Below are 13,551 nucleotides of genomic sequence, written 5' to 3' on the forward strand. Positions count from 1 at the left end.
AGCTGGAGTTTTCCGTGACTGATGCCGCCGCCGTTTCCCATGTCTTCGACGTGGACCAGCAGACCTTCGAGGCCGAGGTGCTGCAGGCCTCGCTGAGCACGCCGATCCTGGTCGACTTCTGGGCCAGCTGGTGCGAGCCGTGCAAGACGCTGGGCCCGATGCTGGAAAAACTCGCCGCCGAATTCAACGGCGCGTTCCGGCTGGGCAAGGTCGACGTGGACAGCCAGCAGGAGCTCGCCGGCATGTTCGGCATCAAGAGCATTCCCACCGTGATGCTGGTCAAGGATGGCCAGGTGCTCGATGGCTTTGCCGGCGCCCTGCCCGAGGGCCAGCTGCGTGAGTTCCTGCTGCGCCACGTGCAGCCGCTGGAAGCACCGGCCGTCGCCGACGCAGCAGCAGCCGAAGCGCCCGCCGAGGCGGTGAACCGACTGCAGCAGGCCATCGCGGCCGAGCCGGACAAAGCAGGGCTGAAGCTGGACCTGGCCGTGGCGCTGCTGCAGAACGGCCAGATCGAGGCTGCCGCGGCCGAGCTGGCCGCGTTGCCGGTGAATCTCGCCACCGACGCCCGCGCGGTGCGTTTGCGCAGCGAACTGGAACTGGTGCACGCGCTGAAGGATGCACCCGCGCTGGCCGAACTGCAGCAGCGCGTGCAGGCCAACCCGGAAGACTGGGAGGCCCACGATCAACTCGGCGTGCGACTGCTGCGGGAAGGCGATGCCGCCGGCGGCCTGGAACAGTTCCTGCTGATCCTGCAGAAAGCGCGCGACTGGAACGAAGGCCAGGGCAAGAAGCGCCTGCTCGCCGCGTTCGCCACCCTGGACGATGCCGAACTGGTCGGCCGCTATCGGCGACGCATGGCGTCGATGTTGTTCTGATCTGTTCGCACTCCCTCCCCTGCTTGCAGGGGAGGGCTGGGGGGTGCTCTTGATCTGAGTCTTTCAAATCAAAAGCACCCCGACACCTGAAGGACTCCCTTCGGTCGCCAACCTCCCCCTGCCTGCCCCTTCGGGACAAGCAGGGGGAGGAGCAAAGCGGCCAACGTCACGCCACAGCCGAATCCGTACGCTACCGTATGCTCATGTAAGATCCCGTCATTACTCCCGCTTTTGACGACTCCCCATGCGCGCCTCCACCTTCCGCCGCCTGCTCAACCTGTGGCCACCGTTCCTGTTCAACGCTATCCGCCTGCAGTCGCTGAGCGACGATTACAGCGAGGCGAAGGTGGTGCTGCGGCTGCGGCTGTGGAACCGCAACTACGTGAAGAGCCAGTTTGGCGGCAACCTGTTCGCCATGGTCGATCCGTTCTGGATGCTGCTGGCGATGCATCAGCTGGGCAACGACTACTACGTGTGGGACAAGGCTGGCACGATCGATTTCGTGGCGCCCGGCTATGAAGACGTCTATGCCCACTTCAAGCTGGAACCGGCCGTGGTCGACGAACTGCGCACAGCGGCAGCTGGCGGCGAGAAGGTATTGCGCTGGTTCGAGACCGAAGTGACTACCGCCTCCGGCAAGCTCATCGCCGTCGTGCGCAAGCAGATCTACGTGCGGCTGAAGCCGAAGGCTCGATAGTCATCGCGGGCGAACTTCCCGGGCGGCAGTTCACTCATCACGCCTGCTCGAAGCGCGCAATCTCGTCCAGCTGCCGCGAGGCGTTGCGCAGGTTGCGTCCGCTCATGTCATCGACGATGCGCTGCAGGAACGGCGAGCGGATCGGTCGCCCGGCTAACCGACGCGCCAGCCACACGCTGATGCCGATGCCGACCAGCCCCACCGCGATGTTGGCCCAGATCCAGCCCGCACCTGCCGCGTACAGATCCACGCCGGTGAAATCCATCACCGCCACCAGCGGCACCAGCAACCACAGGCACCACCACGGCAGGCCCAACGCCAGCGTGCTGTAGACCCGGAACCGCCGCAGTTGCGCCAGCCTGCGCTGCAATACCAGCACGGGCGCGTCGAACAAATGGATTCGCGCCAGCAGGAACCACTGGGTGGCACCCGACCAGATCCCGGCGATGCCGTAAACGTGCAGCAGCAGTCCGATCACCAGCAGATGCGGGGTATGCCGCTGCGCCACCCAGAACGAGGCGACCCAGACCACGAAGGCAGTCCAGCCCGCCACTTCCAGACCCAGCCACCACAGCGTGCGACGCATCGAGGCCCGCGACTTCTCCATGCGCCGGTCGTGAAAGTCCTGGCGCAGCAACTCCTCCATGCCCTGCTGGCGAATCTCCATGCGTGCCCAGGCCTGTTTCAGTTCATCGAGTTCCATGGTCATGCTCCGGTGGTTTCCGCAGCGGTCATCTGGCCGCGCAGTTTCTGTTTGATGCGACTGATCTTGGTCGCCACGTTGGTTTCGCTGAGGCCGAGAATCGCGGCCATTTCGCCGTAGTTGCGGTCCTCCAGGTACAGCACGATCAGCGCGCGATTGAGCGGATCGAGCTGGCCGATGAAGGCGTACAGCGCAGTCAGCCGCTCATCCTGTTCGGCAATCGGCTCGCCGCCTGCCACGGTTTCCAGGTGATGCGTGTCCAGCGACTCGAAACGCCCGGACTCCGACCAACGCTCGCGCCGGGCCTGCGAAATCGCCACATTCAGCGCGATGCGGTACATCCAGGTGGAAAACTTCGCCCGCGTCTCGTCATAGCCGCCGAACGAACGCCACAGTTGCGCGCTGATCTCCTGCACCAGGTCGTCGCGATCGGCCGCCGTGCGGCTGTACAGGCCAGCCACCTTGAAGACGATCCTGCGATGCTCGTGCAGCAGCGACTCGAAGCGTTGCTGATGTTGTCTGGCAGTCATGGACGTCGTTTCCCCTCCGTTCCAGCCATGATTCGCAGGGTACGGAAAAAAATCACGGCAGGCCGTCCGTCGCATGCGACATCGCTGTGTGCAAGCACCAGCTCACGCGCATGGCCGTCGAAGGCCATGGTTCGCCGCCGTGACGCGCGGGGATTTCGCCGGGCTGGCGGCATCCCCCTGTCGGCGATGCACCAGGCGCTCCGTCCTACCGATAGCCGGCCTCAATCAAATCCAACTCGCGCACCAGCTTTCGCGAAGTCTCATCGGAAATCTGGAAATGACGCGCCAAACTGAAGATCTCGTTGCGTTCGGCCTGCAAGGCGGCCAGGCGCAACACGCGTTCGGCCTGATCCGCCTTGCGCAGCTGGCCAGCCTCGCGATCGGAGATGGCCTCGCCAGTCAACCGGCGCTGATAGCTCCCGGTGAGGCGGGCCGCGGCCTGCGTGTAGATCGCGACATCGGCGGCAGCGGCATGTTCCACCAGCTCATGCTGGGCCTTCTCGATCGCGGCGATGGCCCGGGTGGCAGCCACATGGCGCGCATGATCCTCCTCCCGCTGTGTCGCCGGCTCCGCCGGCAACTGCAGCCCCTTCAGCAACGGCGGCAGGGCAATGCTCGCCAGCAGCAAGGTCACCAGGATCACCGAAGCGGCCAGGAACACAACCAACTCACGCGCTGGAAACAGCGTCTGGTCCGGCATCAGCAATGGCAGGGTCAGCACGCCGGCCAGGGTGATCGCACCACGCACGCCGGCCAGCGTGGTCGCCACGATCAATTGCCAATGCGGCTTGTCCACCGACTCGCCGCGTCGGCGCGCCCAGAATCGCGGCAGCCACAGCGACACCCATACCCAACTGAAGCGCAGCGCGATCAGACAGAGATTGATCGCCAGCGCGTAGACCAGCAGCCACCACGGATTGCGGTGGCCACTCTGCTCGACCGAGGCGATCGCCGCCTGCAGGATGCCCGGCAACTGCTCGCCCAGCAGCACGAACACGACACCGTTCAAGGCCAGCTGCACGGTGTTCCACACCGCTGCACGCTGCACCCGCGTGGTGGCCAGCGCGCGACCGCTCAGCTCCACGTAGCTCATCGTGATCCCCGCCGCCACCGCGGCCAGGATGCCTGAGGCGTGCGCATGTTCGGCCAGCAGGTAGGCGCCGAACGGAATCAGCAGGCTGATCAGGATCGGCGTACCGCTTTCCTCGCCGAACTTTCGCGACAGCCAGCGCTGCACGAAGCTGACCGATGCGGTGACCAGCACGCCGATGCCCATGCCCACCACCGCCAGCCACAGGAAGGTCAGCGACGCCGACGCCAGCGAGAACACCCCGGTCACCGCGGCGGCGACGGCGAACTGGAAACAGACCAGGCCGGTCGCGTCGTTGAGCAGCGACTCGCCTTCCAGGATATGCATCAGGCGCTTGGGAATCGACACGCGCGCGGCGATCGAGGACACCGCCACCGGATCGGTCGGCGACACTACCGCGGCCAGCGCAAACGCCACCGCCAGCGGCATGGTCGGGATCATCCAGTGGATCAGAAAGCCGGCGCCGACCACGGTGAACACCACCAGCCCCAGAGCCAGTTCGAGGATCTGCCCGCGATCGCGCAGCAAGCCGTCCTTGGGAATGCGCCAGCCATCGAGAAACAGCAGCGGCGGCAGGAACAGCAGGAAGAACGTCTTCGGTTCCAGCGTCACGCCATGCTTGAGCAAGCCGGCGATGCCGGCGCCCATGCTGATCTGCACCAGCGGCAGCGGCAAGGCCAGCGGCAGTACACGCACCAGGTATCCGCTGGCGACCACTGCCAGCAACATCGCCAGGACCAGTTCAATTGAATTCACGCCGCATTCCCGATAAGCCGCTGTCGTTCCATCGCCGATCGGTGATACCGACCCACAGTGACGATGCCATGGTGCTGTCGCCGCCGACTGCGTATGTCGCAGCGTAACCGCGACCAGCGTAACCGGATCGGAACCGGTTCCCGTGACACCGCTGCCCCGTCCTGCCCGGCTGGATCAGCGCTGCCGGATGCAACCATTTGGCAGTCGCAACGGAGCACGCGCTGCCGAGGCCTGGGAACGAATGGCGCGGGAGTGCGCGCCAACGCCTGCGGCCGGCACGCCTGCGACAGAAGGGCCGATCGTCAGCGCTTTTTCCCGAGCGCCCGCACGACCTGCTGCAGCCACGCCATCGCGTCGAGTTGCTGCCATAGCTCCAGCGTCTCCTGACGATAGATCCACGCCTCCTCGTCGCCGCCCACGGCAATGCCCCGGCGATCCTGCCGCGGCGGCCTGGGCTCGGTCTTGAGCAGCCATGCCGCGGGTTTCGGGTAGGCCGCCACGGCATCGCGCAGCGCGCCCAGCGCCGCGCCGCCCTGACCGGCGGCGAACAGCGCCAGGGCACGGTTGTATTGCATGGCGGCGAAATCGTCGGGGTAGCGCTCGGTGAGTGTCAGCGCCTCGGCAACGCGACCGGTGTGCAGGTAGGCGCGCACCAGCGCGTGGCGAAAGCCCTGGTTGTCGCCGGGATTGAGTTCGCATACCAGCCATTCCAGCCTGGCCATTTGCGCCGCATCGGGCGACTGCCCGGCATCGATGGCGATGCGTTCGCCAAGCAGGTGCAGCGCCGGTCGGTTCTGCAACCAGCCCCACTCGAGCCGCTTGCCCGCGGCGTGATTCGCACGCAGCACTTCGCGCAGCAGCTGCTCGGCGCGATCCAGCACGGATCGCGCGAGGTTCACGGTGAAGACGCCCATGCCCAGCTCGCCGATGGCCGCGACGATGGTGTCGAGCACCTCGAATGCGTTCCACAGCTGCGGCTGCCGGCGCAGTTCGGGCAACCACTGCGCGATGTCGCCGCTGCCGCTCGCGCCGAAGACCAGGGAGTGGCTGTTGCCGCCGGCTTGCTGCTCCCATGCGCGCAGCGACCTGGCCAGGGCCGGTGTCGGCTCGAGCGGCCCGGCATCCTCGCCGGTCGGCTCCAGGGTATAGGCCGAAGCGATCGGTGGCGCCTTCTGCAGCAGCGCCGCCAGCTCGCGCAGTTCGGGCTGGCTGTCGAGCGCCATCTGTTGCATGGCTTGTTCGCCGTGGACGGCGATCTCGCGCATGAAGGCGACCAGGTCTTCCAGCTCCGGATCACGCATGGCGGCCAGGCGATGGGCCCAGAAGCGTGCGCGTTCGCGTGCCTCGGCATGGCGCCCTTCGGACATCAGCAGGGTGACTTCCAGATGCGACAACGAAGGCGATTGCGGGTCGCTGCGCTGTGCCTCGGCGAAGATCCGCCATGCGCCGGCATGGTCGCCGTTGTCGGAGGTCATTGAAGCCTGGCGCTGCAGGGCCGCCGAGCGCAGGCGACGATCCCCCACGGCAATCGCCCGGGCAAGCAGCTGTGCCTTCTTGCGCGGCCGCTGCAGCCTGGTATAGGCATCGAGCAAGGCATCAAACAGGGCTTCCCGACCGGCATGGAAGTCGGCGTCGACGGCGAACCAGGGTTCGAGCAGGGCACAGGCCTCCTTGGCCTGGTTCGCCCCGATCATCTCCATCGCGGCATGGCACACCATGTCCGGCGCAATCCGGCTACCAGCCAGCTCGCTCCAGCGCCGACGCGGCAGGCACTCCAGCAGCACCGGAAGGAAGTTGACCTGCCTCATCGGCAGCTCGTGTTCCAGCGCCAGGCAGCATTTCTTGTATTTCTGCCCCGAGCCGCATGGACAGCCGGCATTGCGTTCGGTGGCAGGCAAGGCGGGCATCCCGTAGCGCAGCGCCGGCTGCGGGGTCTGCCGCCATACCGAGCGCGCCACGGCGAGCGCCATCGGCCAGCTGAAGACGTCGTCGCGCGCGTACATGACTTTCAAGGCATCGACATAACGCGGGTAATCGACGCCGCGGGCGATCATGCCGACGCATTGGTGCCACAGCGCATCGAGCGCGTTCGGAAATTCGGGAGGCAGGTCTGGGGTATCCATGCCGCCATTGTCGCCATTCAGACCGGTTCGTTGCCAGCCATTGACAGGACAGTGGGCCATCCGGTGTCGCGGGGCGCCGCGCGAGCAGCAACAGATCACGGAAAGCCCGTGCCCGGGGCGATACGCCGCGTCTTGAACGTCGCCTTCCTTCGAGCCCGGCTCGCTGCACGTTCTCCTTGCGGGGCATGCAACCGCCAGCCTTTGTATTGCGTATGTATAGGTACCCTTTTGCCCGCCCGAGTTACCCCATGACAAACACGGCCTTGACCATCGGCGCTCCCGGCGCGATCGGCCCGGTGCTGGCCCGGCGGCTCGCCGGCGCGGCCGAGATGATCGGGCACAACCGCGGGGTGAACCCGGTAGCCATCATCGGCGAAGGCCGGGACCGCGCGACGGTGATTGACCCGCTGCGCAAGCGCTGAGGCTGCCATGCACCGCAAACCGCAGCTGCCGAGCAAGACCTGCCCCGCGTGCCAGCGCCCGTTCGCGTGGTGCAAGAAGTGGCAGCGCGTATGGGACCAGGTGCGTTTTTGCAGCGAACGCTGCCGCCGACAGAAGGCCCCGGAGTTCAAACCATGACCTGCCTGCGACTGATCCTGGGCGACCAGTTGAACGCAGGTCACAGCTGGTTCCGCAGCGTGGACGAGCGGGTGGTCTACGTGCTGATGGAAGTGCGCAGCGAAACCGACTACGTGCGCCATCACGCGCAGAAGGTGCTGGGCATCTTTGCCGCCATGCGCAGCCTCGGCGAGGCGCTGGCCAAGGCCGGGCACCGGGTGGAATACCTGCGCATCGGCGACACCCGCAACCGGCACAGCTTCGCCGCCAACCTGCCGTGGCTGATCACGCAGTTCGGCGCCACGCGGCTGGAACGGATGGAAGCGGACGAGTGGCGGGTGGAGCAGGCGCTGCTGGAAGCGTTCGGGGCCAGCGGCCTGCCCAACGCGGTGGTGAGCGCCGAGCACTTTCTGCTGGAGCGCGACGAGGCGGCCAAGCGCTTCGAGAAGAAGGTGCCGCGGATGGAGTTCTTCTACCGCGACCTGCGCCGTCGCCACCAGATCCTGCTGGAACCGGACGGCGAACCGCGCGGCGGGCGCTGGAATTTCGATGCGGAGAACCGCGCCAAGTGGCCGGGCGATCCGCCGGCACCGGCATGGCCGTGGCAGAAGCACGATCTGCGCGCGCTGTGGGAGGAAGTCGAGGCGGCCGGCGTGCAGACGATGGGCGAGCCGTCGGCCGAGGCGTTCGGCTGGCCGCTCACGCGGCGCGAGGCGCAGGCGTGGCTGAAGGATTTCATCGCGCAGCGGCTGGTGCATTTCGGCCAGTTCCAGGACGCGATCAGCGAGCGCTCGAAAACGCTGTTCCACGCCGGGCTGTCGTTCGCGCTGAACCTCAAGATGCTGCATCCGCGCGAGGTGATCGAGGCGGCGGTGGAAGCGTTCGAGCGCGGCGAGGCGGACCTGGCCGCCACCGAGGGCTTCGTGCGACAGATCCTCGGCTGGCGCGAGTACGTGCGCGGCATCTACTGGGCACGCATGCCCGGCTACGCCAAGCTCAATGCGCTCGATGCCACGCGCCCGCTGCCGGCGTGGTACTGGACCGCCGACACGAAGATGGCCTGCCTGCGTGCGGCGATCGGCCAGTCGCTGGCGCTGGGTTACGCGCACCACATCCAGCGGCTGATGCTTACCGGCAACTTCGCCCTGCTCGCCGGCTGCGATCCCGATGAAGTCGATGCCTGGTACCTGGGTATCTATGTGGACGCGTTCGAGTGGGTGGAAATGCCCAACACGCGCGGCATGAGCCAGTTCGCCGACGGCGGCATCGTGGGCAGCAAGCCGTACAGCGGATCGGCGGCCTACGTGAATCGTCAGTCCGACCACTGCAAGGGCTGCCATTACACGCACACAAGGCGCCACGGCGAACGCGCCTGCCCGTTCAACAGCCTGTACTGGCACTTCCACGCGCGGCAACAGCGGACCTTCGGACGCAACCCGCGGCTGGGCATGACGTACCGGAGCTGGGAGAAGATGGACCCCGCCGAACGCACGGCGACGCTGGCGCAGGCGGAGCGGTATCTGGCGCGGATGGATGCGTTGTAGAGCTCGTGACGGGACTGGTGGTATCGGCGATCAGCAAGGGGCGTGTTGATCGCATCCTCATCCCTGCCCCCCGGAAGAAGCTGCCGACAGGCAGACGGGGGCGCAGGCGGGGGAAGTCAAAAGGCCTTGGGAACCGGCTTGCTCCTGCCCCGACCAACCCCGAAACCTCGGGAACGGTCGAAACGGCAATGGCCTAGATCCGTGCCGCCGGATACAACCAGCGCGCGTGGCTTCGCGTGAGCAGCTCCGGCACCGCGGAACTTTCGTTCCACAGCGCGGCGCACTGCCGGCAGCGCATGAGGAAGCTGGGAACAGCCGGATTTGCCGCCAGCCGCTCGAAGCGGTCGTAGGGTGCGTGATAACCGGATTGGCAGTCGCTACAGAGCATGCGGTTCTGGACAAATCATGGAGAGGGCGATTGTGCCCGAGTCGGCGGCACCCAGCGGGCCTCAACCAGAGCATGACGACGGATCGAAAATGAGACGGAAGAAGTTGATCGGTTGCCAGCCTGTTAGTGGATGCTCCGGGTGCGGGCCAGGGTGACCCGCCGCCCTACCCGGGGCCTCTGTGCGGTGGTGAGCCGGGGCGACCGACCCCGCAGCGAAGCGAGAGCTCGTCGCTCTTCCCGAAGAACAAGGAAAGAGCCCGCCAAGCAGGCGGGCTCTTCATCTCAGCAAGGCATTCGATGCCTCACCCCAACAACACCCGATTCAACCTCTGCACGAAGGCCGACGGATCCGGCAACTGCGCACCGGCCGCAATCTCCGCCTGCTCCAGCAACAGCGTGGCCAGATCCCTGGCCTTCGCCTCGTCCGCCTCCGCCTCGACGCGCTTCAGCAACGCGTGCTGCGGATTGATCTCCAGCGTCGGCTTGTTTTCGGGCATGTCGTGGCCCGCTTCGCGCAGCAGGCGGGCGAGGTGCGGCGCCATTTCGTAATCGGCCAGCGCCAGGCACGACGGTGAATCGGTAAGGCGGGCGGAGACGCGTACGTCGCCGACGCGGTCGCCGAGCAGGTCCTTGAGCTTCTTGACCAACGGCTCGGCCTCCTTCGCGGCTTCCTCCTGCTTCTTCTTGTCCGCCTCGTCCAGCGGCAGTTCGCCCTTGGCGACGTTCTGCAGCTTCTTGCCGCTGTATTCGCTCAGGGAGCCGAGCATCCACTCGTCGATGCGGTCGGACATCAGCAGTACTTCGGTGCCCTTGGCCTTGAATGCCTCCAGCTGCGGGCTGCCGATGGCGGCGGCGTAGCTGTCGGCGGTGATGAACCAGATGGTGTCCTGGCCCACCGGCATGCGGCCGATGTAGTCGTCGAACGAGACGGTCTGCGCGCCGCCCTCGCCCTTCGTTGAAGCAAAACGCAGCAGCCTGGCGATGCGCTCGCGGTTGTTGGCGTCTTCGCTGATGCCTTCCTTGAGCGTGTTGCCGAACGCCTTGCAGAAGGTGGCGAACTTTTCCGGCTCGTCTTTCGCCAGCTTCTCGATCAGGTCGAGCACGCGCTTCACGCAGGCGGACTTGATCCGATCGAGCTGCCGGTTCTGCTGCAGGATTTCGCGGCTCACGTTGAGCGGCAGGTCGTCGGCATCGACCACGCCGCGCACAAAGCGCAGGTAGTTCGGCAGCAGCTCCTCGGCCGCGTCCATGATGAAGACGCGCTTGATATAAAGCTTGAGCCCCTTGCGCTCGTCGCGGCCGCCCATCATCAGGTCGAACGGCGGCTGTGACGGCAGGTACAGCAAGGTGGTGAAACTCTGGCTGCCCTCGACGCGGTTGTGCGTCCACGCCAGCGCGTCGTTGAAGTCGTGGCCCAGCGACTTGTAGAAGCTCTGGTAGTCGTCGTCGCTGATCTCCGATTTCGGCTTGGTCCACAGCGCCGAGGCGGCGTTGATGGTTTCGAATTCGTCGGTCGGCTTGCCGTCCTTCTCCACCGGCATGCGGATCGGGAAGGCAACGTGGTCGGAATACCTGGTGATCAGCGAACGGAGCTGCCAGCGCTTGAGGAACTCGTCCTCGTCGGCCTTCAGGTGCAGGATGACGGACGTGCCGCGCTCGGCCTGCTCGACCTGTTCCAGCGAATACTCGCCCTTGCCGTCGCTCTCCCACTTCACGCCGTCGCTCGCCGGCGCATCCGCGCGGCGGGTGATCACGGTGACCTTGTCGGCCACTACGAAGGCGGAATAGAAGCCCACGCCGAACTGACCGATCAGGCGCGCGTCGGCTTTCTGCTCGCCCGACATCGCTTCGAGGAAGCGCCTGGTGCCGGAGCTGGCGATGGTGCCGATGTTGGCTACCACCTCGTCGCGGTTCATGCCGACGCCGTTGTCGCGGATGGTGACGGTGCGCGCGTCCGGATCCCAGCTGACGTCGATGTGCAGCTCGCTGTCGCCGGCGGAAAGTTCCGGCTTGGCGATCGACTCGAAGCGCAGCTTGTCGCAGGCGTCGGAGGCATTGGAGATCAGCTCGCGCAGGAAGATTTCCTTGTGCGAGTACAGCGAGTGCGTGACCAGGTGCAGCACCTGGGCGACTTCGGCTTCGAACTTGCGGGTTTCGGCGGGTGCGTTCATGCGTGGATGTTCCGTTGATGCGTGGACGATGAAGGATGTATCCCTCCCCCTGCTCGCAGGGGGAGGTCAGGAGGGGGTTCGCTTTTGATCTTAGCCTTTAAGACAGGATCAAGAGCGACCCCACCCCGACCCTCCCCTGCTTTGCAGGGGAGGGAGCAATACTGTGGTCAGCCGCCGTTCTGCAGTGCCGCGATGCGCACGTCCAGCGGCGGATGGCTCATGAACAGTTTCTTGAAACCGTCGGCCAGCGGACCGGAGATGCCGAACGCGGCGATGGTGTTCGGCAAGGTGCTTTCGCCGTGGTTGGCCTGCAACCGCTGCAGCGCGGAGATCATCGCACCGCGACCGGCGAATTGCGCACCCGCGGCATCGGCGCGGAATTCGCGCCAGCGCGAGAACGCGGCCACGATCATCGAGGCGAACAGGCCGAACACCAGCTGCAGCACCATCACCACCACGAAGTAGCCGATGCCGCCGCCACCGCGGTTGTCGTCGCGCCCGCCGGACATCCAGCTGTCGACCAGCCGGCCCACGATGCGGGCGGCCAGGATCACCAGCGTGTTCAGCACGCCCTGGATCAGGGTCAGCGTGACCATGTCGCCGTTGGCCACGTGGCCGATCTCGTGGCCGAGCACGGCGGTGACCTGCTCGCGATCCATCTGCTGCAGCAGGCCGGAGCTGACCGCCACCAGCGCGCTGTTCCGCGTCATGCCGGTGGCGAAGGCGTTCATTTCCGGCGCGTCGTAGATCGCCACCTCGGGCATGCCGATGCCGGCGTTCTGCGCGTGGCGGCGCACGGTGTCGACCAGCCAGCGTTCGGTCTCGTTCTGCGGCTGGGCGATCACCCGCGCGCCGGTGGACCACTTGGCGATCATCTTGGACATCGCCAGCGAAATGAAGGCGCCGCCCATGCCGAACACGGCGGCGTAAGCCAGCAGGCCGCCCATGCCGCCGTAGCCGCGGGCGGCCGCCATCTGGTCGATGCCGAACAGGCGGCAGACGATGCTCAGCAGGAGCAGGACGGCAAGGTTGGTGCCGATGAATAACGCAATGCGACGCATGGCTGTCTCTCGTGATGGCAGTCATGAAAGGGACTGGGGTGGCTGATGAATTCGGGGCGGCAGCGGTGGCTTTCAAGGGTTTCGCGCGGCCTCTAAGATGCCCTGATGAGCTACCGCGGCCGCTTCGCCCCCTCGCCCACCGGACACCTGCATTTCGGCTCGCTGGTCGCCGCGGTAGGCAGCTGGCTGTGCGCCCGACATGCCGGTGGACAGTGGCTGGTGCGGGTCGAGGACATCGACCCGCCGCGCGAGGTGGCCGGTTCGGCCGCCAGCATCCTGGCGGCGCTGCCGGCGTTCGGCCTGCTGGCGGATGCACCACCGCTGTTCCAGTCGCTGCGACTGGAGGCGTATGCCGCGGCGCTCGAACCACTGCGCGATGCCGACCTGCTGTTCCCCTGCTGGTGCAGCCGCAGCGAGCTGGCCCGCGGCGACGGGATCCATCGTGATGGCCACTGCGTGGCCACGCCGCAAGCCGGTCAGCCGCCTGCCTGGCGCCTGCGTGTGCCGGACCTCGACATCCGCTTCGAGGACGCGCTGCAAGGTCCGCAGCGGCAGAACCTGCGCGAGGACGTGGGTGACTTCGTGCTGCGCCGGGCCGATGGCCTGTACAGCTACCAGTTGGCCTGCGTGGTGGACGACGCGGCCCAGGGCATTACCGAGGTGGTGCGCGGACTGGACCTGCTCGATTCCACCGCACGGCAGGTCTGGCTGCAGCGCTGCCTGGGACTGCCCACCCCGGCGTATCGCCACCTGCCGCTGGTGCTGGCTGGAGACGGCAGCAAGCTGTCCAAGTCCCATCATGCGTTGCCGATCGATCCCGTCGATCCCCTGCCGGCATTGCGAGCCGCATTGACCTTCCTGCGGCTGTCGGTGCCCGACGCGGCGGCCAGCGCGGAGCAGATGCTGGAACAGGCACTGGCACACTTCGACCCCGCGCATTTGCCGCATTGCAGCGGTCACTCTGTGGTCTGAACGGCTATAACTAGGGCGCGCGTAAACACCAGCAAGCTGCGGCTGAAACATGCGCCGTGCATGCTTCCACGCGAACGGCATTC

The 13,551-nt window shown here is 66.3% G+C and carries 12 protein-coding genes; 6 read left to right on the forward strand and 6 right to left on the reverse strand.

Going from position 1 to position 13,551, the window contains the following annotated elements; translation table 11 throughout:
- Positions 1-14 precede the first annotated feature (14 nt).
- Both trxA and ACQGNJ_RS11910 read left to right on the forward strand, forming a co-directional pair.
- The gene (gene trxA, locus ACQGNJ_RS11905) at positions 15-875 is read left to right on the forward strand and encodes a thioredoxin (protein WP_426689463.1); all 861 of its coding nucleotides are present in this window, start codon (positions 15-17) and stop codon (positions 873-875) included.
- A 244-nt stretch (positions 876-1,119) separates the two neighbouring features.
- On the forward strand, positions 1,120-1,572 hold the full coding sequence (locus ACQGNJ_RS11910) for a DUF4442 domain-containing protein (protein ID WP_426689464.1): 453 nt from the start codon (positions 1,120-1,122) through the stop codon (positions 1,570-1,572).
- Between the two features lie 37 nt (positions 1,573-1,609).
- Here the strand turns inward: ACQGNJ_RS11910 and ACQGNJ_RS11915 are convergent, their stop codons facing one another.
- From ACQGNJ_RS11915 to ACQGNJ_RS11930, 4 genes are all read right to left on the reverse strand, one after another.
- Entirely contained in the window at positions 1,610-2,275 is a 666-nt protein-coding gene (locus tag ACQGNJ_RS11915; protein ID WP_426689465.1) for a hypothetical protein, read from the reverse strand.
- 2 nt (positions 2,276-2,277) lie between these two features.
- Positions 2,278-2,805, reverse strand: coding sequence for an RNA polymerase sigma factor (locus tag ACQGNJ_RS11920; protein ID WP_426689466.1), 528 nt, complete (start codon positions 2,803-2,805; stop codon positions 2,278-2,280).
- 205 nt (positions 2,806-3,010) lie between these two features.
- Positions 3,011-4,651: a Na+/H+ antiporter gene (locus tag ACQGNJ_RS11925; protein WP_426689467.1), complete on the reverse strand. Its 1,641-nt coding sequence runs from the start codon at positions 4,649-4,651 to the stop codon at positions 3,011-3,013.
- A 302-nt stretch (positions 4,652-4,953) separates the two neighbouring features.
- Positions 4,954-6,774: an SEC-C metal-binding domain-containing protein gene (locus ACQGNJ_RS11930; protein WP_426689468.1), complete on the reverse strand. Its 1,821-nt coding sequence runs from the start codon at positions 6,772-6,774 to the stop codon at positions 4,954-4,956.
- Positions 6,775-7,022: 248 nt separating this feature from the next.
- On the opposite strand from ACQGNJ_RS11930, the gene ACQGNJ_RS11935 reads away from it, so the two are divergent.
- From ACQGNJ_RS11935 to ACQGNJ_RS11945, 3 genes are read left to right on the forward strand one after another with little or no spacing between them, the layout of a single operon-like run.
- Entirely contained in the window at positions 7,023-7,196 is a 174-nt protein-coding gene (locus ACQGNJ_RS11935) for a hypothetical protein (RefSeq protein ID WP_426689469.1), read from the forward strand.
- 7 nt (positions 7,197-7,203) lie between these two features.
- The gene (locus ACQGNJ_RS11940) at positions 7,204-7,353 is read left to right on the forward strand and encodes a DUF2256 domain-containing protein (protein ID WP_426689470.1); all 150 of its coding nucleotides are present in this window, start codon (positions 7,204-7,206) and stop codon (positions 7,351-7,353) included.
- A complete protein-coding gene (locus ACQGNJ_RS11945; RefSeq protein ID WP_426689471.1) occupies positions 7,350-8,876 on the forward strand; it encodes a cryptochrome/photolyase family protein in 1,527 nt (508 codons plus the stop codon). Before ACQGNJ_RS11940 ends, ACQGNJ_RS11945 begins: the two co-directional genes overlap by 4 nt.
- Before the next feature lie 690 nt (positions 8,877-9,566).
- Here ACQGNJ_RS11945 and htpG read toward each other — a convergent pair.
- Both htpG and htpX read right to left on the reverse strand, forming a co-directional pair.
- Positions 9,567-11,435 (reverse strand): molecular chaperone HtpG, encoded by a 1,869-nt coding sequence (htpG, locus tag ACQGNJ_RS11950; protein ID WP_426689472.1) that lies wholly within the window; start codon positions 11,433-11,435, stop codon positions 9,567-9,569.
- A 167-nt stretch (positions 11,436-11,602) separates the two neighbouring features.
- Positions 11,603-12,496: a protease HtpX gene (gene htpX / locus ACQGNJ_RS11955; protein WP_426689473.1), complete on the reverse strand. Its 894-nt coding sequence runs from the start codon at positions 12,494-12,496 to the stop codon at positions 11,603-11,605.
- Positions 12,497-12,601: 105 nt separating this feature from the next.
- Between htpX and gluQRS the strand changes: the two genes are divergently transcribed.
- Positions 12,602-13,468 (forward strand): tRNA glutamyl-Q(34) synthetase GluQRS, encoded by an 867-nt coding sequence (gluQRS, locus tag ACQGNJ_RS11960; protein WP_426689474.1) that lies wholly within the window; start codon positions 12,602-12,604, stop codon positions 13,466-13,468.
- Positions 13,469-13,551: the final 83 nt, after the last annotated feature.

This window comes from Rhodanobacter ginsengiterrae, assembly GCF_050026815.1.
In the GTDB taxonomy this organism is placed as follows: Bacteria; Pseudomonadota; Gammaproteobacteria; order Xanthomonadales; family Rhodanobacteraceae; genus Rhodanobacter; species Rhodanobacter ginsengiterrae.

Excerpts from the sequence above, each read along its gene's own strand:
- ACQGNJ_RS11910 (WP_426689464.1), top strand. The coding sequence starts at position 1,120 with ATGCGCGCCTCCACCTTCCGCCGCCTGCTCAACCTGTGGCCACCGTTC.
- ACQGNJ_RS11915 (WP_426689465.1), bottom strand. The coding sequence starts at position 2,275 with ATGGAACTCGATGAACTGAAACAGGCCTGGGCACGCATGGAGATTCGC.
- ACQGNJ_RS11920 (WP_426689466.1), bottom strand. The coding sequence starts at position 2,805 with ATGACTGCCAGACAACATCAGCAACGCTTCGAGTCGCTGCTGCACGAG.
- ACQGNJ_RS11930 (WP_426689468.1), bottom strand. The coding sequence starts at position 6,774 with ATGGATACCCCAGACCTGCCTCCCGAATTTCCGAACGCGCTCGATGCG.
- ACQGNJ_RS11935 (WP_426689469.1), top strand. The coding sequence starts at position 7,023 with ATGACAAACACGGCCTTGACCATCGGCGCTCCCGGCGCGATCGGCCCG.
- ACQGNJ_RS11940 (WP_426689470.1), top strand. The coding sequence starts at position 7,204 with ATGCACCGCAAACCGCAGCTGCCGAGCAAGACCTGCCCCGCGTGCCAG.
- ACQGNJ_RS11945 (WP_426689471.1), top strand. The coding sequence starts at position 7,350 with ATGACCTGCCTGCGACTGATCCTGGGCGACCAGTTGAACGCAGGTCAC.
- htpG (WP_426689472.1), bottom strand. The coding sequence starts at position 11,435 with ATGAACGCACCCGCCGAAACCCGCAAGTTCGAAGCCGAAGTCGCCCAG.
- htpX (WP_426689473.1), bottom strand. The coding sequence starts at position 12,496 with ATGCGTCGCATTGCGTTATTCATCGGCACCAACCTTGCCGTCCTGCTC.
- gluQRS (WP_426689474.1), top strand. The coding sequence starts at position 12,602 with ATGAGCTACCGCGGCCGCTTCGCCCCCTCGCCCACCGGACACCTGCAT.